Source organism: Janibacter sp. RAF52, from assembly GCF_052114035.1.
Taxonomy (GTDB): Bacteria; Actinomycetota; Actinomycetes; order Actinomycetales; family Dermatophilaceae; genus Janibacter; species Janibacter hoylei.
Window position 1 is genome coordinate 203483 of record NZ_JBFRDY010000004.1, and the last position, 19508, is coordinate 222990.

Sequence of the window (19508 nt, forward strand, 5' to 3'; positions counted from 1 at the left end):
CTCATCCCGGTGGTGACCGTCCTCACGTGCGCTTGAATGGCTCCATGATCGAGACTCCGCTCATCCGCATCGACCGTCACGACTCCGGCGTCGTCGAGGTCGTCCTCGACCGGCCCGAGGCGATGAATGCCGTCTCCACGCAGATGGCGACGGCGCTCACCGCGGCCGGTGCCGCGCTCGCGGACGACACCTCCGTGCGCGCGGTGGTGCTCACGTCGAGCCACGACAAGGCCTTCTGCGTCGGGGCGGACCTCAAGGAGCGCAACGGCCTGACCGACGAGCAGTTGCGAGCCCAGCGGCCGGGCAACCGGCTGGCCTACCGCGCGCTGCTCGACCTTCCGGTGCCGACGATCGCCGCGGTCGACGGCTACGCGATGGGCGGCGGCTGCGAGCTGGCCCTGGCGTGCGATCTCATCGTCGCCGGCCCGCGGGCGCTCTTCGCACTGCCCGAGGTCTCCGTGGGCGTCATCCCCGGTGGTGGCGGCACCCAGCTGATGACCCGACGCATCGGGTGGTCGCGGGCGGCGGACCTGATCTTCACCGCGCGCCGGATCGGTGGCGAGGAGGCCCTGCGGCTCGGCCTGGTCGACCGTTTCGTCGACGACGCGAAGGGGGAGTCCCTCGCCCTGGCGAGCACGATCGCCGAGCACTCGCCGGTCGGGGTGCGCAATGCCAAGGCCGCGATGCGCGACGGGATCGAGGTGGGCCTGGACGAGGGGCTCGACATCGAGGACGCCCGCTGGCACGACACCGCCTTCAGCCCCGACCGGGTGGAGGGCGTGCGCGCCTTCGCCGAGAAGCGCAGGCCCGTCTGGCCCGGCCTGGGCTGACCCCCTTCGCTGTCATTTCCCTAGGGAAATACGCACGGAGGCCGCATCTCCCTAGGGWAATRCSCACGGGGGCCGMATTTCCCTAGGGARATGCGCACGGGGGCCGCATTTCCCTAGGGAAATACGCACGGAGGCCGGGCGCGGCGGGAGGAAGGTCACCCGGCGGGCGGCGGACGGGCCTAAGGTGGTCATGTGATCGACCTGCACACCCACAGTTCCCGCAGCGACGGCACCGATGCGCCGGCCGAGCTGCTCCGGCAGGCGGTCGAAGGGGGCCTGACGACGCTGGCGATCACCGACCACGACACCACGGCGGGCTGGGAGGAAGCCGCCGAGGCGGCCGCCCGCCACGGCGTGGCGCTCGTGCGTGGCGCCGAGCTGTCGACCCGGCACCGGGGCCGGTCGGTGCACCTGCTCGCCTACCTCTTCGACCCCGCTGACCAGGCCCTCGCCGAGGAGATGCGGCGGATGCGCGAGGACCGGGTCCCCCGCCTTCGTCGCATCGTCGAGCACATGGCCGAGGACGGCTTCGCCGTGACCTGGGAGGACGTGCTCGCCCAGGTCGAGGAGGGGGCCGCGCTCGGCCGCCCCCACCTGGCCGACGCCCTCGTCGCCAACGGTCTCGCGGTCGATCGCAACGAGGTCTTTACCCGCTGGCTGCACAACGGGTCCGCCTACTACGAGCCGCACTACGCGGTCGACACGACCGAGGCGGTGCGCCTCGTGCGGACCGCCGGAGGGGTGCCGGTCGTGGCCCACCCCTTCGCGACGCAGCGCCAGCGTGCCCTGGACGCCGACGACGTCGCCCAGCTCGTCGACGCCGGGCTCGTCGGCATCGAGGTCGACCACCGTGACCACGACGACGACGGGCGAGCCTTCGCCCGGCAGCTTGCGGCCCGGCACGACCTCGTGCCGACGGGCAGCAGCGACTTCCACGGCGACGGCAAGACCAACCGGCTCGGAGAAAACACGACGTCACCGGAGTCCCTCGAGCGCATCGAGGCCGTCGCCGCGGGCATCACACCCGTCCTGCGCTGAGCCGACGCCGCATCGACGCCCGCGGAGTGCGAGGATGACCGCAGCATCCAGCAGCGGCACGGGAGGGCGCACGGTGGCACGAGCGAAGAAGGCGGCGATCATCGCCGTCGCAAACCAGAAGGGTGGCGTCGCCAAGACGACGTCGGTGGCCTCGATCGGTGCCGCGATGGCCGAGCTCGGCAAGCGCGTGCTCCTCGTCGACCTTGACCCGCAGGCGAGCCTGACCTTCAGTCTCGGGATCGATCCCGACCTCGTCGAGCTGTCGGTGCACGAGGTCGTCCTCGGCCAGGCGGAGATCGCCGACGCGATCCTCGAGGCGAGCGAAGGGGTCGACCTGCTGCCCTCGACGATCGAGCTCGCCGGCGCCGAGGCCCAGCTGCTCACCCGCCCCGGGCGCGAGTTCGTCCTCCAGTCGGCCCTCGAGGAGATCCGCGAGGACTACGACGTCATCCTCCTCGACTGCAGCCCGAGCCTCGGCGTGCTCACCCTCGGTGCCCTCACGGCCGCGACCGGCCTGATCATCCCGATGCAGGCCGAGATGCTCAGCCACCGCGGCGTCGGTCAGCTGCTCGACACGGTCCGGGACGTCAAGAAGCTGCTCAACAAGAAGCTCAAGACCATCGGCATCCTGCCGACGATGTACGACGGCCGCTCCAACCACGCGCGCGAGGTCCTCGACGACCTCGGCACCCGCTACAAGCTGCCGGTGCTCTCGCCGCCGATCCCGCGGACGGTGCGTTTCGCGGAGGCGCCCGCCGCCGGACGCTCGATCCTCGACACCGCCCGCTCCAGCAAGGGCGCTCAGGCCTACCGCGAGGTCACCGAGGCGATCCTCGCCGCGATCTGAGGGGTCCCCCCTTCGCGCGGAGCGAAGGGGGGAGAGCCTCAGCTCTCGCCGCCGCCCTGGGTCTGCGACTGGCCACCGCGGGTGCGACGACGGTTGCGGTTGCGGCGACGGGGCCGGTCACCGTCCCCCTTCGCCTCGCCCTGACCGCCGGCGCGCTCGCCGCCACGGCCACCGCCGGTGCCACGGCCGCCACCGTTGCCGCCGCGCCCACCACCGGAGCGCCGGCCACCGGACTTGCCGGTCTCGCCGAGGTCCTCGATGCGCTCGGCGTCCAGGCCCTCGCGGGTGCGCTGCGCGCGGGGGAGGCGCCCCTTGGTGCCCTCGGGGATGTCGAGGTCGGTGTAGAGGTGCGGGCTGGAGGAGTAGGTCTCGACCGCCTCGGGGATGCCGAGGTCGAGCTGACGGTTGATGACCGCCCACTTCGTCTCGTCGTCCCAGTCGACGAAGGTCACGGCGACACCCGTGTTGCCCGCGCGGCCGGTGCGGCCGATGCGGTGGACGTAGGTCTTCTCGTCGTCGGGGCACTGGTAGTTGACGACGTGCGTCACGTTGGTGACGTCGATGCCGCGGGCGGCGACGTCGGTGGCGACGAGGACGTCGACCTTGCCGTTGCGGAAGGCGCGCAGCGCCTGCTCGCGGGCACCCTGCCCGAGGTCACCGTGGATCGACGCTGCGGCGAAACCGCGCTCGGTGAGCTCGTCGGCGACCTTGGCCGCGGTGCGCTTGGTGCGGGAGAAGATGATCGTCAGCCCGCGGTCCTTGGCCTGGAGGATCCGCGAGAGCATCTCGACCTTGTCCATCGCGTGCGCGCGGTAGACGAACTGCTCGATCGCCTTGACGGTGTGGCTGTCACCCTCGCCGTCCTCGCTCATCGCGCGGATGTGGGTCGGCTGCGTCATGTAGCGGCGGGCCAGGGCGACGATCGCGCCGGGCATGGTCGCGGAGAAGAGCATCGTGTGGCGGGCCGGGGAGGTCATCGCCATGATCTTCTCGACATCGGGCAGGAAGCCGAGGTCGAGCATCTCGTCGGCCTCGTCGAGGACGACGGTCTTGGTCGCCGACAGGTCGAGGTGACCCTGCTGCGCCAGGTCGATGAGTCGACCGGGGGTGCCGACGACGACGTGGACGCCCTGCTTGAGCGCCTCGATCTGGGGCTCGTAGGCCCGGCCGCCGTAGACGGTGAGCACCTTGATCCCCAGGCGCTTGCCGGCGCGCTCGAGATCGGCGGCGACCTGGCTCGCGAGCTCGCGGGTCGGGGCGACGGCGAGGGCCTGCGGGCGGGGGTCGTCGGACTCGAGGTCGATCCGGTTGAGCATCGGGACGCCGAAGCCGAGCGTCTTGCCCGTGCCCGTCTTGGCCTGGCCGATGATGTCATGCCCACCGAGCGCGACCGGCAGCGTCATCGCCTGGATGGGGAAGGGGTGGATGATGCCGGCGTCGGCCAGGGCGGCGACGATCTCGGGGTGGACGTCGAAGTCGCCGAAGGTCTGCTCCGCGGCCTCGGGCGCGGTGCCCTCGATGTCGGGCGTGGCCTGGACGGCCTCGCGCTCGGCGGCGTCGAGCGGGCTCGTGGGCGTGGTGGTCTCGGACATGCAGTCTCTCGATCAGCGTGGGACGGCGTGGTCGCCGTGGGTGGCACGGGCCGATCGGAGGTCTGCAGTGCGGTCCGCCACGAAGGGGGGCGACCGCGGCCGGACGTCTCGTCCGGTCATGGAGTGGATGCCGACCGGGCACCGCTGGTCGTCGTCATGCTACCCGCCACCCCATGCCCCGGCCGAAACGACGACGGTCGGCACTAGGCTGGCGCGCATGAGCGAGCAGGCACCCCCTTCGTCCCCCGACGGTCTCGGCGAGCGTGAGCGAGAGGGCACGGTCGAGCTCCTCGGCGCCATCGCCTACGGGACGATCTCCGGCTTCACCCGGATGGCGGCCGACTCCGAGATGGCACGCGACCTGCGCCTGAAGCGGGCGCTCGCGGGGATGGCCGTCAAGGAGTTCACCAACCACGAGCTCATCAGCGAGCGGATCGTGCAGCTCGGCGAGGACCCGGTGGCCGCGATGGCGCCCTTCGAGGACGCCTTCGAGTCGTACCACGCCCGCACCCGGCCGCGGAACCTGCTCGAGGGCATGGTCAAGGCCTACATCGGGGACGGGATCGCCAACGACTTCTTCGTCGAGATCGCCCGCTACGTCGACCCCGCCTCGCGCGAGGTGGTCCAGCGGGCGAGCAGCGACGGCAAGGCGGTCGACACGATCGTCTCGGCGGTGCGCGCCGGCATCCGCGAGGACCCCCGTCGCGGCGGCCCGCTGGCCCTGTGGGGCCGCCGTCTCATGGGTGAGGCACTGACCCAGGGGCAGGTCGTCGCGGCGCAGCGCGAGGCGCTCAGCGAGCTCGTCCTCGGCCTGAGCCACGACCGCCCCGGTGCCACCCTCGAGGAGGTCGGCCAGCTCATGCAGCGGCTCACCGACCGCCACGAGCTGCGGATGGGCAGGCTGGGCCTGGCGGCCTGACCAACCCCGTGCACGACGAAGGGGGCCCCGCCGGCTGGCGGGGCCCCCTTCGTCGTGGTGCGAGATCAGACCTGCTTGCGGCCCATGATCATGCCGTAGAGCACGATGAGGACGGCCGCGGCGATCACACCGACGATCACGGCGACGAAGCTGAAGTCGGTCTTCGTGCCGTTGACGATGATCGAGCCGGCCAGTGCACCCAGGACACCCAGGACGACGGTGACCAGTGTCGAGATGTTCTGCTTGCCCGGCAGGACCAAGCGGGCCAGGGCGCCGATGATGGCGCCGACGATGACGGTGACGATGATGGTCCACACAGTCGTTCACTCCTTCTGCGTCCGACAGGGGTGAGCGGACGCGCTCTGGTTAGCCCGTGCGGGCTCCGTGCCCAACATATACGCATGTGGCCCGTGTGACGACTCTCAGGAAGTCACGATCTGACGACTGTCATTGTCACGTCGTGACGACGACCGGGGATCAGGCGCCGAAGCCGACCCGACCGCGAGACGGCTCGCCCACCTCGACGTAGCCGAGGGCGCCGGCGGGGACCATGACGCGACGACCCTTGTCGTCGGTGAGCACCAGCGGCCCGCCGTCGAGGGCCGACCGCACGGCCGCCTCGATGTCGGCCTCGGAGCCGGTCGCCTCGATGACGACCTCGCGGGCCACGTTCTGGATACCGATCTTGACCTCCACGGTCACTCCTTCGCTGTCGGTGCGTGCAGTCACTCTCATCGTGTCAGCCAGCCTGCGGGCTGTCGGTGCCGGGGTCGACGGGCGCGCCCATGCGGTTGACGGGGAAGGAGCCGAGCCCGCGCCACGCGAGGTGGCCGGCGGCCTGCGCCGCGACCTCCTTGGGGAAGTGGGCGCCGTGCGCGAGCCAGGTGCGGGCCATGACCTGGGCCGCACCGGCCAACGCGAGGCCGAGCATCTCGGCCAGCTCCATGGGCAGCGGCGTGTCCTGGATGATCCGCTGCGCCATCGCCTCGCCGAGCTGGGCCTCGAGCGCGTCGATGCGGTGCCTCACCTGCGGCTCGTTGGTCAGGTCCGACTCGTAGATGAGGCGGAAGGCCCCACCCTCGTCCGCGACGAACTCGAAGAAGGCGAGCACGGTCGCGTAGACCCGCTCCTCGTGGTCGTCGCTCGAGTTGAGCGCCTCGAGCACGAGCCCCTCGAGGTGGTCGCACTGGTTGTCCAGGAGCGCGAGGTAGAGCTCGAGCTTGCCCGGGAAGTGCTGGTACAGCACCGGCTTGGAGACCCCTGCCTCCTCGGCGATGTCCTCCATCGCGGCCGAGTGGTAGCCCTTGGAGACGAAGATGGTCAGCGCCGCCTCGAGCAGCTGGGCGCGTCGTTGGGCACGCGGCATCCGCTGGACGCGGGTACCGGACGTGGTCGAGCTCATGCAGTCCTCCGGGAGTCGTCCCACCGTGTGGTGGGTCACACGATCCTACCTGTGGGTAGCGACAGCCGGGCGACGGTCCGGGTGGTGGGGCCGGCTGTCGGGGTCGGGTGGTGGGATGGGGACGTGACCGACCACCTGCCCCGAGTGCTCCTGCGCCCCTCGACCCTGCCGGGGTCGCAGGCGCCCGACCTCGACGCCGACCAGGCGGCCGCGGTCGCCGCCCGCGCAGACGTCGTGCGCGTGCTCGGCGGGCCGGGCACGGGCAAGACGACGGTGGCCGTGGCCGCGGTGCTCGACCGGGTCGCGCAGGGCGCGGGCGGGCCGGGGGAGGTGCTGCTCGTCGCCGCGACGCGGCTCTCGGCAGCCGCGGCCCGCGACGCCGTCACCGCGGGGCTGACCGGCGCGACGACCGAGCCGATGGCCCGCACGATGCAGTCGCTCGGCTTCGCGGTGCTGCGGCAGCACGCGGCGCTCCAGGGCCTGCCCGCCCCGCGCCTGCTCTCCGGCGCGGAGCAGGACCTCGTGCTCGGCGAGCTGCTCGCCGGGCACCGCGAGAGCGGCTCCGGTCCGCGGTGGCCCGACGACCTCGCCGACGCGCTGACGACGCGCGGTTTCCGCGAAGAGCTGCGCGACCTGCTCATGCGCGCCATCGAGCACGGCGTCTCGCCGGACGACCTCGAGGCGCTGGGTCGCGAGCACGGCCGACCCGAGTGGGTCGCGGCGGCGCAGGTCGCCCGCGAGTACGACGAGGTGACCGCCCTCTCGCGCCCGGGAGCCTTCGACCCGGCCTGGGTGCTCACCGCGGCCGCCGAGCTGCTCGAGGACGATCCCGACGCCCGGGAGCGCGTGCGCGCCGGGCTGCGGTCGGTCGTCGTCGACGACGCCCACGAGCTGACCGCCCCCGGCGCGCGGCTGCTGCGCGCGCTCACCGGTCAGGGGCTCGACCTCGTGCTCGTCGGTGACCCCGACGCGACGGTCCAGGGCTTCCGCGGGGCCGACCCGCACCACCTTGTCGACGACTGGCCCGGACGCGCGACGACCACCCACGTGCTCGGTCAGGGCCACCGCCTGCCCGAGCGGGTCCACGCTGCCGCAGCGCGCGTGGTCCCCAAGATCGCTGCGCTCGGCGGCGGGCGCCAGCGCGGGGCGAGCCCGGCGGCACCCGGGGGAGAGGTCGAGGCCCACGTGCTCCACTCGAGCGCGCAGGAGGCGGCCTTCGTCGCGCACCGGCTGCGGGAGGCGCACCTGCTGCGCGGGGTCCCGTGGCACCGGATGGCCGTCGTCGTGCGGGGCGCCGCGCGGCAGTCCACGCTGCGCCGGGTGCTCGCGGCCCGGGGTGTGCCGGTGCTCGGCGACGCCCACCGCGTGCCGGTGCGCGACGAGCCGAGCGCGCGCCCGCTGCTCCACCTGCTCGGGATCTGCGTCGAGCTCGCCCGGGGGCAGCTGGAGTCGGTGCCCGCGGCCGACGTGGTCGACCTGCTCGCGAGCCCGCTCGTCGCGGCCGACACGGTCGCCGTGCGCCGGCTGCGCCGCACGCTGCGGCAGGAGGAGCTGGCCGCAGGTGGCTCGCGGACGAGCGATGACCTGCTCGGTGAGCTCGTCCTCGACCCCGACCGCCTCGCCCACCTCGGCGACGACGCGGAGCCCTTGCACCGCCTCGCCCGTGTCCTCGCGGCGGGGCGCGCGGCCGCGGTCACCTCGGACGACGGACCCGGATGGGCGAAGGGGGTGAGCGCCGAGCTCGTCCTGTGGGAGCTGTGGCAGGCCGCCGGCGTCGCCGATGCCTGGCGAGCCACCGCGCTCGCCGGCGGTGCGGCCGGTGCCCGCGCCGACCGGGCGCTCGACGCCGTCGTCGCGCTCTTCGATGCTGCGGCGGCGCACCAGGACGCGCTCCCCGGGTCGGGCCCCGACGCCTTCCTCGACGCCGTCGCCGGCCAAGCCGTCGCCGCCGACTCGCTCGCGGCCCGCAGCCCCGACCCCGACGCCGTCGCGCTCGTCACTCCGCAGACCGCGGCCGGCAACGAGTGGCACACGGTCGTCGTCGCCGGGGTGCAGGAGGGGGTGTGGCCCGACCTGCGGCTGCGCGGGTCCCTGCTCGGCTCGGAGCGCCTCGTCGACGTCGTCACCGGGCGTGACCGCACCGGCGCGGGCGCCGCGGCGGCGGTCCGGCACGACGAGACCCGCCTCTTCCACGTCGCGCTGACGCGGGCGAGCCACCACGTGGTCGTCACCGCGGTGGCCGCGGAGGACGAGCAGCCCTCCGTCTACCTCGACCTCGTCGACCCGCCGGACGAGGAGGGCGCGCGCCGTGAGCCGACCGACGTGCCCGCTCCCCTCGACCTCACCGGCCTCGTCGCGGTGCTGCGGCAGCGACTGGCCCACAAGGAGCCCGAGATCGTCGCCCGCGCCGTCGCGCGGCTGTCCCACCTGGCGGCAGTCGGGGTACCGGGGGCCTCGCCGGCGACCTGGTGGGCGCTGCGCGACCTCAGTGACACCCGCGCGCTGCGCGGACCCGAGGACCCGGCGCGGGTCAGCCCCTCCAAGGTCGCGCAGTTCGGCGAGTGCTCGCTGCGCTGGCTGCTGCAGTCCGCCGGCGGTGACGGGCCGAGCAGCGTCTCGCAGGAGGTTGGCTCCCTCGTCCACGACATCGCCCACGAGCTCGGCGACGCCGGCGAGGAGGCTTTCGTCGAGGAGCTGCAGCGGCGCTGGCCCGAGCTCGGCATGGCACCCGGCTGGGTGACGGACCAGAAGCTCGAGCGGGCGCGCGCAATGGTGCACTGGCTCGACGAGTACCACCGGAGGGCGAGCGTCGAGGGCTGGCGGCCCGTCGCCACGGAGACACGCTTCAGGGTCGAGCTCGGGCGGGCGGTGCTCAGCGGCAGCGTCGACCGGCTCGAGGCCGACGCCGAGGGTCGGCTGCGGGTCATCGACTACAAGACCGGGGCTTCGGCGCCCACGGCCGCCGACCTGCTGGAGCACCCCCAGCTGGGGTCGTACCAGGTGGCGATCGCGGAGGGCGGCTTCGCCGAGCACGGCCGCGACGGCGCCGGAGCGGCCCTCGTCCACCTCGGCCGGGCCCGCACGGGGCGCAATGCGGTGCAGGAGCAGCCCCCGATCGGCGAAGGGGACGACCCCCGCCACTTCCACGACCTCATCACCGACACGGCCGAGGGGATGGCCGCGGCGACCTTCGTCGCCTCGCCCGAGGACAACCGGTGCCGCATCTGCCCGGTCCGCTCGTCCTGCCCCGCCCACGAGGAAGGAGGGCGGCTGCGATGACCACCCCGCCCCGCATCAGTGCCGTCGAGCTCTCTCGCGCCCTCGGCCAGGAGCACCCGCCGACCGACGAGCAGCGCGAGATCATCGAGGCTCCGCTGGAGCCGCTGCTCGTCGTCGCCGGGGCCGGCTCGGGCAAGACCGAGACGATGACCGCGCGCGTCGTCTGGCTCGTCGCCAACCACCTCGTCGCCCCCGAGCAGGTGCTCGGCCTGACCTTCACCCGCAAGGCGGCGGGCGAGCTCGCCGAGCGCGTCGGCCGCCGCCTGGCGACGCTCGAGTCGGCCGGGCTGTGGTCGCCGCCGCAGGAGAGCGAGGCCGACGGCCTCGGGGGTGCCCCGACGATCTCGACCTACCACGCCTACGCCGGGCGGCTCGTCCGCGAGGGCGCGCTGCGGCTGGGCTACGAAAAGGACTCCCGGTTGCTCTCGGAGGCTGCGACCTGGCAGCTCGCGCACGAGGTCGTCGTCGCGTGGGACGGTCCGATGGCCGACATCGACAAGACCGAGTCGACGGTGACCAATGCCGTGGTGTCGCTCGCCGGTGAGCTCGCGGAGCACCTGCTGACCCCGGCGGACGTCGACGACTTCGCCGGCCGCACGCTCGGGTACCTCGCGACGGTCGGCGCGACGGGCAAGGGCTTCACCAAGGACTTCACCGGCAAGGTCATCACGCCGATGGAGCAGCAGCGGCTCGTCCTGCCGATCGTCGAGCGCTACCGCGAGATCAAGCGGGAGCGCTCGGTCATGGACTTCTCCGACCAGATGGCCCTGGCGGCAGCGCTGGCCACCCGCTTCCCCGACATCGGGAGCGCCGAGCGCGAGCGCTTCCGCGTCGTGCTCCTCGACGAGTTCCAGGACACTTCCGAGGCCCAGCTCGTGCTCATGCGCGAGCTCTTCGCCCCGCAGGGGCAGGCCCCCGCTGCCGTCACCGCCGTCGGCGACCCGCACCAGTCGATCTACGCCTGGCGGGGTGCCAGCTCGACGACCCTGGCGACCTTCCCGCAGGCCTTCGCCACCGAAGGGGAGGCCGCTCCCGTCAAGCACCTGTCGACGAGCTGGCGCAACGACGAGTCGATCCTCGCCGTCGCCAATGCCGTCGCCGGGCCCCTCGGGGCGGTGACGGGGGTGCCGGTGACCCCCCTTCGTGCTCGGCCGGGGGCCGGCCGCGGGCAGGTGCAGGCGCTGCGGGTCGAGACCGCGCACGACGAGGCGGCGCAGATCGCCGACTGGATCGCCGCACGACGTGGCGACGGGCGGCGCACGGCGGCGGTGCTGTGTCGCAAGCGCAGCCAGTTCACCCTCGTCGCGGAGGCGCTCGCCGCCCGCAACATCCCGCACGAGGTCGTCGGTCTGGGTGGGCTGCTCCTCACGCCGGAGGTCGCCGATGTCATCTCGCTGCTCACCGTCGTGCAGGACCCCGCTCGCGGCGACCGGCTCATGCGGCTGCTCACCGGCCCGCCCGGTCTGCTCGGGCCGGCGGACCTCGACGGGCTCGGGGCCTGGGCGCGTCACCTCGCGCGGCAGGCGCGAGCCGAGCTCGGCGACGACGCCGCCCCGCCGGGGCCCGACGACGCGGTGACGATCATCGACGCCCTCGACCGGCTGCCCGAGCCGGGGTGGCGCGGTGATGACGGCCAGAGCATCTCCGAGACGGCGCTGCGGAGGCTGCAGCACATCGCGGGCATGGTCGCCCGCCTGCGTCGGCAGGCGGGGATGCCGCTGCCCGACCTCGTCGGCGAGGCCGAGCGCGAGCTCGGGGTCGACATCGAGGTCCTCGCACGACCGGACTGGTCACCGGGGGCGGCGCGGGCGCACCTCGACGCCTTCGCGGACGTGGCGGCGCAGTTCGCCGCGAGCGCCGACCGACCGACGCTCGGTGGCTTCATCGACTGGATCGAGGCTGCGGTGCAGCAGGAGCGCGGGCTGGAGAAGCCGGTCGTCGAGCCGACCAAGGCGGCCGTCCAGATCCTCACCTGCCACGCGGCGAAGGGGCTCGAGTGGGACGTCGTCGCCGTGCCGGGGCTCTCCGAGGGCGTCTTCCCCACGCACCTGTCGCGCTCGACCTTCAAGGACGGGCGGTGGAGCGTCGGGCAGGTCAACGACTCGGGCTGGATCACCGGGCTCGACGGGGTGCCCTTCCCGCTCCGCGGGGACCGCGCGGGTCTGCCGCAGCTCGACCTCTCGCTCGGGGAGGTCAAGCCGCTGCAGGACGAACTCAAGCGGTACCGGGCGGCCAACGGCGACCACGGCCTGCTCGAGGAGCGCCGGCTGGCCTACGTCGCCTTCACCCGGGCCCGCAGCCAGCTGCTGCTCGGCTCGTGGGTATGGGGGGCGACGGGGCAGCAGCCGCGTGTGCCCTCACGCTTCCTCGACGAGGCGCGGGAGGCCGGGCCCGTCGAAGTGCTCGACTGGGCCGACATGCCCGAGACCGCCGAGGCGACCAACCCGGCGCTGGCCGTCGAGCGCCAGGTCGTGTGGCCCGCTGGTGACCCTGCACCCGGGCGGCCGGGGCTCGAGGCCGCAGCGGCGAGGATGGAGCTGAGTGGCGCGGGTGACCTCGAGGTGGACGAGCCGGGGCAGGACGAGCTCGACGACATGATGCGGGTGCTGCTCGCCGAGCGGGAGGCCCGGCGCCGGGCGCGTGAGGCCGACGTGGGCGTCGAGCTGCCGGCGCACCTGTCGACCTCGCAGCTGGTCTCGCTGGCCCGTGACGCGTCGGCCTTCGCGCTCGACCTGCGCCGCCCCATGCCACAGCCGCCGCAGGTCGCGGGGCGCCGGGGCACGACCTTCCACGCATGGGTCGAGGAGCACTACGCCCGCGCCGGCCTCGTCGACATCCTCGAGCTGCCCGGCAGCGCCGACGAGTCGCTCGGGGACGCCGACCTGACCGCGATGCAGGAGCACTTCCTCGCGAGCGAGTGGGCTGACCGGGTGCCGGTCGAGGTCGAGCTCTCGCTCGAGATCGTGCTCGGCGGCCACGCGATCCGCGGTCGGGTCGACGCGGTCTTCGCCGATGACGACGGCGGGGTGACGGTCGTCGACTGGAAGACCGGGCGTCCGCCCCGTGGGGGAGAGGGCGCCGTGCGGGCCGTGCAGCTGTCCGCCTACCGCATCGCCTACGCCCGGTGGCGGGGGGTCGACCCGCAGCGGGTGCGAGGAGCCTTCTTCCACGCCGCGACCGGCGATACCATCCGCCCGCGCCTGCTCGACCAGCACGAACTCGTGACGCTGCTCGGGGAGGTCGTCGCCTGACGCGCCGGCCGCGCCGGCGGGGCCCACAGGCCGCGCCGGTGACGCCGGTCAGCCGCGCGGCGAGGGCGGGACGACGTCGTCGCCGTCGTCACCGACGAGCGGGGTGATCTCCGCGGTCTCGTGGTCGCTCGGGGGACCGAGCCGGACCTGCGTGCGCGGGCGCTCGGGGGTGGCTGCGCCGGGCGCCTCGGTCGGCGCGCCGGAGGTGCGGTCCTCGGGGCCGGCGTCGGAGTCGGCACCGGGCTGACTGGCGGTGGGCTCGATCGTGGAGTCGGTGCCGGCCTGTGTCGGGGTGGCTGGGGTCGGCTCGCCGACGTGCTCGATCTCGACGGCCTCGTCCGACTCGGCAGCGTCGGGCTCCAGCTCGCCGTGCGGGGTGTCCTCGGACTGGCTCGCGTCCGGCTCGGTCGGGTCCGCCTCGGCCGCGTCCGGCTGGCTTGCGTCCGGCTCGGTCGGGTCCTGCGCGGTCGGGTCCTGCTCGGACGCCTCGGCCTGTGCCGCCTCGGCCGTACCGCTCTGCTCGGACCCCTCGGTCGTCTCCTGCGCGGCGGGGGCGTCGTCCCCCGTGGTCTCCTCGTCGGCGGCCGACCCTGCCGCAGCGCCACCGACCGGTGCGGGAGCCAGGTCCTCCTCGTCGGCGAGCCGGTCGTCGAGGCGACGCAGCTGCCGGGCGAGGTCCTCGGCGGCCTCGTCGTCGCCGGCGGCCACGGCCGTCATCATCGAGCGCACGAGCGACATCTCGTGCACGAGTCGGGCCCGCCGGTGCAGGTGACGGTCCGGGCGGTCGGCACGGGCGTGGGCGTAGGCCTCCATGACCGTGTCGAGGGCCTCGGGGTGCAGCTCGTCGACGAGCGCGGCGAGGTCGTCGGCCGGGTCGGCGACCTGGGCCGACTCCCAACCGAGGAAGCCCTTGATCTCCGGCTCCTCGCCGTCGTCCGGGGTCGCGAGGACGGTGCCCCTGGCGATCGCCCCGTGCGTCGGTGTCGTCGTGAAACGCCACAGCGACAGGTCCTCGAGGGTGCGCTCCCAGCGGGTGAGCAGACCCGTGGGCACGCGCCCCATCGCGGCGGCCCGGTCGAGCTCGGCGAGGCGACGCGTCCGGTAGGCCTCCGCCTCGTAGACCGGCACCCCGGCCTCCTCGAAGATGCGTCGGTCGAGGTTGTGCAGCTGGGCGAGGGCGCGCCCCAGACCGGAGGCGAGCGCGGAGCCCGGGGCGATCGAGGCCAGCTCGACCCGACGGCCGGTGAGGTAGGCGCTGACGGCGGCGCGGCCCCCTTCGGGCAGCGGGACCCAGCCCTTGACGGCCGGGACGGGCATGGTCAGGCGACGGCTCAGCAGGGCCAGCAGCGCGGCCGACTGCTCGAGGCCGGCGGAGGCCGCGGGCGTGCGCGGGCAGCGGATGACCCAGCGGCGGTGCTCGTGGTCCTGGACGAAGGCGACGTCGTAGGGACGCGCGGGTCCGGTCCCGACGACCCCCTCGACGGAGGTCGGGTCGAGGCCGGGCACGGCAGCGCTGGCCAGGGCGGCGAGAGTCAGCGGTCCACGAGAGGTCACCCGCCCACCGTACGAGGCGCGGGCCGCCGAACTGGGGAGCAACGCCCTTCGCCGACCGATCCAGCCCGGTCCCGCGGACCTCCCTAGGGTGGGGAGCGTGGACCACGACCCGATGCACGACCTGCCCATGACCGCCTCCGCCATCGACCGGGACGGTCCCGCGCGCAGCGAGCCGGGGCTGCTCGAGACCCTGCTCGCCGACCCCGCCACCCGCGTGCTCGACCTGGTCGGCGACCGCGCGGCCCTCGAGCCCGACCGCACCCTCGCGCTGCGGGCGCCCCGGCCCGGCGACGCCGACGGCCTCCTGCTCTACCTCGGCCGGCTCGACGGCACCGCGCACCTCGCCGTCTGCCGCCCCACCCCGCCCGGGACACCCGTGCCGCGCGAAGAACGTCTCGACGCCGCCCCCTTCGCCAGCCTCCGCGAGGTCGCCGCCGACCTGCCCGCGGCGCAGGCCACCCTCTTCGCCACCGCGCTCGGCCTGGCCAACTGGCACGTGCGCCACCCGCGCTGCCCCCGCTGCGGCGAGCCGACCGACGTCGCCCAGGCGGGCTGGGTGCGACGCTGCCCGCACGACGGCGCTGAGCAGTACCCGCGGACCGACCCTGCGGTCATCATGGCCGTCACCGACGACCGCGACCGCCTGCTCCTCGCCCGCAACGTCGGTTGGCCCGAAGGGCGCTTCTCGGTCCTCGCCGGGTTCCTCGAGCCCGGCGAGACGATCGCCGGTGCCGTCGCCCGCGAGGTCGGCGAAGAGGTGGGGGTGTCGGTGACCGACGTGCGCTTCGTCGCCGACCAGCCGTGGCCCTTCCCCGCCTCGCTCATGCTCGGCTGCACCGCTCGCGCCACGACGACCGAGCTGACCTGTCAGCCCGACGAGATCGCCGAGGCGCGCTGGTTCACCCGCGAGGACTTCCGCCGCGAGCTGCTCGACGGCTACGTGCGCGCGGCGGGGCGCCTGTCGATCTCGGGCCGCCTCATCGAGGGCTGGCTCGGGCAGCGGTTGGACGAGGTGTCGGGGGAGGGTGAGAGGCTGCCCGGGTGATCGACGTGACCGGCCCGCAGTCCGCGGACGACATCCTCGACGCTCTGGACCCCGAGCAGCGCGAGGTCGCCGCCAACCCCAGCGGACCGATGGTCGTGCTCGCCGGTGCCGGCACCGGCAAGACCCGCGCGATCACCCACCGCATCGCCTACGGGGTGCGCTCGGGCGCCTACCAGCCGCAGCGGGTGCTGGCGGTGACCTTCACCGCCCGCGCGGCCGGCGAGATGCGCACCCGGCTGCGTGACCTGGGGGTCGTCGGGGTGCAGGCGCGGACCTTCCACGCGGCCGCGCTGCGACAGCTGCACTACTTCTGGCCGCAGGCCATCGGCGGTGCCGCGCCCGAGGTCATGGCGCAGAAGATCCCCGCCGTCGCCGAGGCCGCCTCCCGCATGGGCATGCGACTCGACCGATCCGAGCTGCGTGACGTCGCCTCCGAGATCGAGTGGTCCAAGGTCTCGCTCCTCACCCCCGAGACCTATGCCGCGGCCGCCCGGCGGGCCCGCCGCGAGCCGCCCGGCATGGACCACACCGCGATGGCCCGGCTCATCTCGACCTACGAGGACGTCAAGGGCGAGCGGGGGGTCATCGACTTCGAGGACGTCCTGCTGCTCACCGTCGGCATCCTCGAGGAGCGCGAGGACATCGCCCGCACGGTGCGCGACCAGTACCGGCACTTCGTCGTCGACGAGTACCAGGACGTCAACGCGCTCCAGCAGCGCCTGCTCGACCTGTGGCTCGGTGGGCGCGGCGACATCTGCGTCGTGGGCGACCCCGCCCAGACGATCTACTCCTTCACGGGCGCCACCCCCGAGCACCTGCTGAGCTTCACCCGCCACCACCCGGGGGCGAGCACGGTGCGCCTCGTGCGCAACTACCGCTCCACCCCGCCGGTCCTCGCGCTCGCCAACCGGATGCTCACCGACACCAACGGGCAGCGGCGGGGAGGGTCCGTCGAGCTCGTGCCGCAGCGCGAAGGGGGGCCCCCGCCCCAGCTGACCGCGCTCGACGACGACCCGGCGGAGGCCGCGTGGGTGGCGGCCAAGGTCAAGGAACTGGTCGGGCAGGGCCGGGCGCTGCGCGAGATCGCGGTCCTCTTCCGCACCAACGGTCAGTCCGAGGCCTTCGAGTCGGCGCTGGCCGACGCCGACGTGCCCTACCTCGTGCGCGGCGGCGAGCGCTTCTTCTCCCGCTCGGAGGTCCGCGAGGCGATCCTCCTGCTGCGTGGCGCGGCCCGCACCGACGACGGCAGCAAGCCGCTGCCGGCCTTCGTCGGTGACGTGCTCGGCGGCATGGGCTGGCACGAGGACGCGCCCTCCGGCACCGGCGCGGTGCGCTCGCGCTGGGAGTCGCTCAAGGCACTCGTCGACCTCGCCGCCCGGCTGGCTGCCGCGAGCCCCGAGGCCCGGCTGCCCGAGCTCGTGCGCGACCTCGACGAGCGGATCGCCGCGCAGCACGCCCCGGACGTCGAGGGCGTGACCCTCGCGTCGCTGCACGCTGCCAAGGGGCTGGAGTGGGACGTCGTCTTCCTCGTCGGGTGCTCCGACGGGCTGCTGCCCATCACCATGGCCGAAGGCGTCGAGGAGATCGAGGAGGAGCGGCGCCTCATGTACGTCGGGGTGACCCGTGCCCGCGAGGTGCTCCACCTGTCGTGGTCGCGCGCCCGCAACCCCGGCGCCCGCTCGAGCCGACGGGTCAGCCGATTCCTCGACCACACCGCCTCGATCCTCGGGGAGGGCGCTCGCTCGACCCCCAAGCGCAGCAGCTCCTCCCGCGGGTCGGGCCCGCTCAAGCCCTCCCGCCCCAAGGTGTGCAAGGTGTGCGGCACCGAGCTCGCGACCGCCACCGAGCGGGCCTCCGGTCGCTGCCCCGACTGCCCGCCGACCTACGACGAGGCGACCTTCGAGCGCCTGCGCGCCTGGCGCCTGGCCGTCTCCCGTGCGGCGTCCGTGCCGGCCTTCGTCGTCTTCACCGATGCCACGCTCGAGGCCATCGCCGAGGCCGAGCCGACCGGGCAGCGTGACCTCTCGGCGATCAGCGGGGTCGGCCCGCGCAAGCTCTCCCTCTACGCCGACCAGGTGCTCGCCGTCGTCGGTGGAGCGGACCCTGACGAGGTCGCCGCGGCATCCGCCGGAGAACCTGAGGCCTGAGCCGGCGAAGACCGAAGATTTAATTCGGTTGGCAGGCCCTCGGAGGGTGGTCTACGTTGGTTCCTGTCAGTCGGACACCGCGTGTGATCCGAAGAGCGCGTTGACGAGAGGAGGGCAGGACCCATGGACAACATCACGATGAACCTCATCCCGATGTCCGGTGCTGCCCTCGTGCCGTCCGCAGATCTCATCTGCGGCGCCACCGGCGTCTTCACCGATCGCGGCCGCACCGCCGCCGCCCAGAAGGCCCCCTTCGTCGTGGATCCGCGCCCTGCAGGACCTGCCGTCTAGACCAGACGGACTCACAGGTCTCCTCACAGGCCGCGGCATCCCACACCGGGAACCGCGGCTTTTGTCGTCCCCCCAGACAGCTCGACGCACCACCCCGCGCCAGGAGAACCCCGTGACCGCACTGACCACCCACCCACCGATAGACCGGACGAGCACCCTCACGCCCTGCCAGGCGGAGGAGCCCGAGATCTGGTTCGCCGAGACCCCGGCAGGCGTCGAGTACGCCAAGGCCCTGTGCCAGGACTGCCGCTTCCAGCAGATGTGCCTCGACGGCGCGCTGGAGCGGCGCGAGCCCTGGGGCGTCTGGGGCGGAGAGCTCTTCGACGCCGGCCGGGTCATCCCCCGCAAGCGGCCCCGCGGCCGCCCCCGCAAGCACCCCATCCCCGCCTGAGCGAGATGACGAGAGGAGGCACCGACATGAAGTTCCCCAAGCTGCCCCGCCCGCGGGCGACGGACCGGCCGCTGGCCTACGTCCCCGAGGCCGAGCGGCGCGAGCTGCTCGCCCGCCGGCAGAACCCCCGACCCGCTCACCTGAGCTTCCGATGAGCGCGACCGGCGGCGGTGTCAACTATGACTCCGCCCGAGAGGCCGACAGGCCCCACCCGATGCCCCGGGTGGGGCCTGTTGTCGTCGGTGGGGCGGTCGAAGGGAGGGTCGTGGCAGGCTGGAGCCCATGGCCAGATCCCTGCGCATCGCCCAGGACGAGAGCGCGGACGCGCTGCTGTCGTCGGACCCCTTCGCCCTGCTCGTCGGCATGCTGCTCGACCAGCAGTTCCCGATGGAGCGGGCCTTCGCCGGGCCGGCCAAGGTCAAGGAGCGCTTCGGCTCGCTCGACCCGGCGCGACTTGCGGACGCCGACCCCGAGGCCTTCGCCGACCTGTGTGCGACGCCGCCGGCGGTGCACCGGTACGGCCGCTCGATGGCCGGGCGGATCCAGGCGGTCGCGGCCGCGGTGCGCGACGACTACGACGGTGACGTGACGCGCATCTGGACCGGCGTCGAGACGGCGGAGGTCGTGCGCCGCCTCAAGGCGCTGCCCGGCTTCGGCGACCAGAAGGCGCGCATCTTCGCCGCCCTCCTCGGCAAGCAGCTGGGCGTGCGTCCCGACGGCTGGCGCGAGGCGATCGGCCCCTACGCGGAGGAGGGCTCGCGGCGCTCCGTGGCCGACGTCACCGACGAGACCTCGCTGCAGGAGGTGCGGGACTACAAGAAGGCCGCCAAGGCGAAGGCCAAGGCCGCGAAGTCCTAGGGGCCGCTGCGCCCCCTTCGTCGGCCCGGTCTGCGCATCTCCCTAGGGAAATGCCACCCTCCGC

At 73.7% G+C, this 19508-nt stretch carries 17 protein-coding genes; 12 read left to right on the forward strand and 5 right to left on the reverse strand.

The annotated features are described in order from the left end of the window. Positions 1-44: 44 nt before the first annotated feature. From AB4Y78_RS07735 to AB4Y78_RS07745, 3 genes are all read left to right on the forward strand, one after another. Positions 45-830: an enoyl-CoA hydratase/isomerase family protein gene (locus AB4Y78_RS07735; protein WP_441713651.1), complete on the forward strand. Its 786-nt coding sequence runs from the start codon at positions 45-47 to the stop codon at positions 828-830. 192 nt (positions 831-1022) lie between these two features. After that, the gene (locus AB4Y78_RS07740) at positions 1023-1868 is read left to right on the forward strand and encodes a PHP domain-containing protein (RefSeq protein ID WP_441713652.1); all 846 of its coding nucleotides are present in this window, start codon (positions 1023-1025) and stop codon (positions 1866-1868) included. 34 nt (positions 1869-1902) lie between these two features. Further along, the gene (locus AB4Y78_RS07745) at positions 1903-2715 is read left to right on the forward strand and encodes a ParA family protein (RefSeq protein ID WP_441713653.1); all 813 of its coding nucleotides are present in this window, start codon (positions 1903-1905) and stop codon (positions 2713-2715) included. A gap of 38 nt (positions 2716-2753) precedes the next feature. Here AB4Y78_RS07745 and AB4Y78_RS07750 read toward each other — a convergent pair whose 3' ends face one another. Further along, on the reverse strand, positions 2754-4307 hold the full coding sequence (locus AB4Y78_RS07750; RefSeq protein ID WP_306512681.1) for a DEAD/DEAH box helicase: 1554 nt from the start codon (positions 4305-4307) through the stop codon (positions 2754-2756). 217 nt (positions 4308-4524) lie between these two features. On the opposite strand from AB4Y78_RS07750, the gene AB4Y78_RS07755 reads away from it, so the two are divergent. Further along, positions 4525-5226 carry a ferritin-like domain-containing protein gene (locus AB4Y78_RS07755; protein WP_259908700.1) on the forward strand — a complete coding sequence of 234 codons (702 nt, stop codon included), beginning with the start codon at positions 4525-4527 and terminating at the stop codon, positions 5224-5226. A gap of 65 nt (positions 5227-5291) precedes the next feature. Here AB4Y78_RS07755 and AB4Y78_RS07760 read toward each other — a convergent pair whose 3' ends face one another. The 3 genes from AB4Y78_RS07760 to AB4Y78_RS07770 form a co-directional block, all read right to left on the reverse strand. Next, positions 5292-5543, reverse strand: coding sequence for a GlsB/YeaQ/YmgE family stress response membrane protein (locus AB4Y78_RS07760; RefSeq protein WP_007929482.1), 252 nt, complete (start codon positions 5541-5543; stop codon positions 5292-5294). Between the two features lie 160 nt (positions 5544-5703). Then, positions 5704-5961, reverse strand: a complete 258-nt coding sequence (locus AB4Y78_RS07765) for a DUF3107 domain-containing protein (protein WP_282071557.1) — start codon at positions 5959-5961, stop codon at positions 5704-5706. Between the two features lie 4 nt (positions 5962-5965). Then, positions 5966-6628, reverse strand: coding sequence for a TetR/AcrR family transcriptional regulator (locus AB4Y78_RS07770; RefSeq protein ID WP_441713654.1), 663 nt, complete (start codon positions 6626-6628; stop codon positions 5966-5968). A 123-nt stretch (positions 6629-6751) separates the two neighbouring features. Here AB4Y78_RS07770 and AB4Y78_RS07775 point away from each other — a divergent pair, with 123 nt between their 5' ends. Then, complete coding sequence (locus AB4Y78_RS07775; RefSeq protein ID WP_441713655.1) at positions 6752-9907, forward strand: ATP-dependent helicase; 3156 nt, start codon at positions 6752-6754, stop codon at positions 9905-9907. Then, positions 9904-13158 (forward strand): ATP-dependent helicase, encoded by a 3255-nt coding sequence (locus tag AB4Y78_RS07780; protein WP_441713656.1) that lies wholly within the window; start codon positions 9904-9906, stop codon positions 13156-13158. Before AB4Y78_RS07775 ends, AB4Y78_RS07780 begins: the two co-directional genes overlap by 4 nt. Before the next feature lie 48 nt (positions 13159-13206). On the opposite strand, the gene AB4Y78_RS07785 is transcribed toward AB4Y78_RS07780, so the two are convergent. Beyond that, a complete protein-coding gene (locus AB4Y78_RS07785) occupies positions 13207-14712 on the reverse strand; it encodes a phosphotransferase (RefSeq protein ID WP_441713657.1) in 1506 nt (501 codons plus the stop codon). A 97-nt stretch (positions 14713-14809) separates the two neighbouring features. Here AB4Y78_RS07785 and nudC point away from each other — a divergent pair, with 97 nt between their 5' ends. The 6 genes from nudC to AB4Y78_RS07815 all read left to right on the forward strand — a co-directional run bounded on the left by nudC (position 14810) and on the right by AB4Y78_RS07815 (position 19444). Further along, positions 14810-15757, forward strand: a complete 948-nt coding sequence (gene nudC / locus AB4Y78_RS07790; RefSeq protein WP_007929881.1) for an NAD(+) diphosphatase — start codon at positions 14810-14812, stop codon at positions 15755-15757. Beyond that, on the forward strand, positions 15754-17904 hold the full coding sequence (locus AB4Y78_RS07795) for an ATP-dependent DNA helicase UvrD2 (RefSeq protein ID WP_441713658.1): 2151 nt from the start codon (positions 15754-15756) through the stop codon (positions 17902-17904). Before nudC ends, AB4Y78_RS07795 begins: the two co-directional genes overlap by 4 nt. A 123-nt stretch (positions 17905-18027) precedes the next feature. Next, complete coding sequence (locus AB4Y78_RS07800) at positions 18028-18195, forward strand: hypothetical protein (protein WP_441713659.1); 168 nt, start codon at positions 18028-18030, stop codon at positions 18193-18195. A gap of 112 nt (positions 18196-18307) precedes the next feature. Continuing rightward, entirely contained in the window at positions 18308-18586 is a 279-nt protein-coding gene (locus AB4Y78_RS07805) for a WhiB family transcriptional regulator (protein WP_441713660.1), read from the forward strand. A 26-nt stretch (positions 18587-18612) separates the two neighbouring features. Next, positions 18613-18741 carry a hypothetical protein gene (locus AB4Y78_RS07810; RefSeq protein WP_441713661.1) on the forward strand — a complete coding sequence of 43 codons (129 nt, stop codon included), beginning with the start codon at positions 18613-18615 and terminating at the stop codon, positions 18739-18741. A 127-nt stretch (positions 18742-18868) separates the two neighbouring features. Next, positions 18869-19444 (forward strand): HhH-GPD-type base excision DNA repair protein, encoded by a 576-nt coding sequence (locus tag AB4Y78_RS07815; RefSeq protein ID WP_007929878.1) that lies wholly within the window; start codon positions 18869-18871, stop codon positions 19442-19444. The last annotated feature ends 64 nt before the right edge of the window (positions 19445-19508 follow it).